Below are 1,944 nucleotides of genomic sequence, written 5' to 3' on the forward strand. Positions count from 1 at the left end.
ATCCTTCAACGAAGGCATCGCCCGTGATTTCGACGGCGTGCGCGATTACATCGTCTGCCATTACCGAATGAATCGGCGCACCGATACCGAATACTGGCGCGCCAATGCCAGCCACGACCAGTTGTCGGACTCGCTCAAAGCGATTTTGACCTGCTGGTTTACCGGCCAGAATCTGGAGCAGGAACTCGCGCGCCAGAACATCGCCGACATCTACCCCGCCATGTCATGGCATTGCCTGCTCGCTGGCTACGGCCAGTTCCCCGACGTGGCGAAACTGCGCGCGCCGGAGCTTGGCATCGGCAAAGCGGACATGGCTGCGATCGACGATTTCCGCAGCCGCTGCGCGCTCAACTTCCGCGACCACGCCAAGGTACTGTCGGAAATGGCGGCGTAGCCGCTCAGCGTTGCGCTGCGCAATGCTCGGCAATGAACTGCGCATGGTCGGGCATCACCCCCACGCATTTACCGATCACCGCCTCGACACCGCCGACGAACTCGCACAACTCACTCTCCGGCATGAATCCGGCAAACGGATGGTAGCCCTGCGCATGGATGCGCTGGCCTTCCATCACCTGCAACCAGCTCGGCTCGGCAAACAACTCGTTGCCATCACGGAACAGCCGGCCGTTGCTGCGGTACAGATCGATCTTGCGTTGCAGGGTCGCCGGGATCGACATGGTGCGGGTGTAGTTCCAGAACGCCGAATCAGTGCGCTCGGTCGCCTTGTAATGCAGGATCAGAAAATCGCGAACCTGCTGGTACTCAAGCTCGCCCTGCGCGTTGTACTCGTCGATGTCGGCGGCATCGAAACCAGCATGCGGAAAGAACGTGGCAATGCGGGAAATTGCGGTCTGGATCAGATGGATGCTGGTCGATTCCAGCGGCTCAAGAAAGCCGCTGGACAAGCCGACCGCGACGCAATTGCGCTCCCACAGTTTGCGCCGCATGCCGGTACGAAAACGAATCAGGCGCGGATCAGCCAACTTCTCGCCGTCAAGGTTGGCAAGCAGAATCGATGTCGCTTCGTCATCACTCATGAACCGACTGCTGTACACATGACCGTTGCCGACCCGGTGCTGCAACGGGATTCGCCACTGCCAGCCGGCGCTGTGCGCTGTTGAGCGGGTCATCGACAGTAATGGCTTCACTGGAGCGCTGGGCACCGCCAGCGCCCGATCACACGGCAACCAATGTGACCAATCGTCATAGCCAACACCGAGCGCATCGCCAATCAGCAGCGCGCGAATGCCCGAACAGTCGATGAAAAACTCGCCATTGATCTGCTCACCACTTTCCATCACCAGCGCTTCGATGAACCCGTCTTCGGCACGACGCAAAACCTGCTTTACCTTGCCCTCGGTGCGCACCACACCGCGCTTTTCGGCAAGCCCGCGCAACCAGCGCGCGTAGAGGCTGGCGTCGAAATGGAACGCATGCACGATGTCGCCCAGTGGCGAGCCGGGCATGTCCTTGCGATAACGCAGAAATCGGGCTTGCCGCGGCGCAACGGTGTTGATCGAATAGGCGTCGAGTCCGCTGGCCTTGCCCAGTTGTTTCAGCCGTAGCCAGTAGTGGTGAAAGCCGACCAGCGAGGTATCTGGCCCGACTTTGCCGAAGCCGTGAATATAGCGATCGCCGAGTTGCCCCCAGTTGACGAACTCGATGCCGAGCTTGAAGGTGCCCTGGGTGGCCTTGAGGAATTCGTCCTCATCGATATCTAGTGCCGCATTGAAGTGTTTGATGTTCGGTATCGTCGCCTCACCAACACCAACGATGCCGATTTCCTCGGACTCGATCAGGCGTATCCGGCATGACGGCGGCAACAGCTTCGACAACGCAGCGGCCGACATCCAGCCGGCAGTACCGCCGCCGAGAATGACAATGTCGCGAATGGGTTGGATCGACATGGCAGACCTCGTGCAGGAATCAATGAGAGCGATCAGG

At 59.8% G+C, this 1,944-nt stretch carries 2 protein-coding genes; one reads left to right on the forward strand and one right to left on the reverse strand.

From position 1 onward, the window contains the following. The coding region (locus tag CVT63_08330) for a tryptophan halogenase (protein ID PKQ26861.1) at positions 1 to 394 on the forward strand (394 nt) is incomplete at its 5' end. Positions 395 to 398: 4 nt separating this feature from the next. Here CVT63_08330 and CVT63_08335 read toward each other — a convergent pair. Beyond that, entirely contained in the window at positions 399 to 1,907 is a 1,509-nt protein-coding gene (locus CVT63_08335; GenBank protein PKQ26862.1) for a tryptophan halogenase, read from the reverse strand. Positions 1,908 to 1,944: the final 37 nt, after the last annotated feature.

The organism is Candidatus Anoxymicrobium japonicum, from assembly GCA_002843005.1.
GTDB classification, from domain to species: Bacteria; Actinomycetota; Geothermincolia; order Fen-727; family Anoxymicrobiaceae; genus Anoxymicrobium; species Anoxymicrobium japonicum.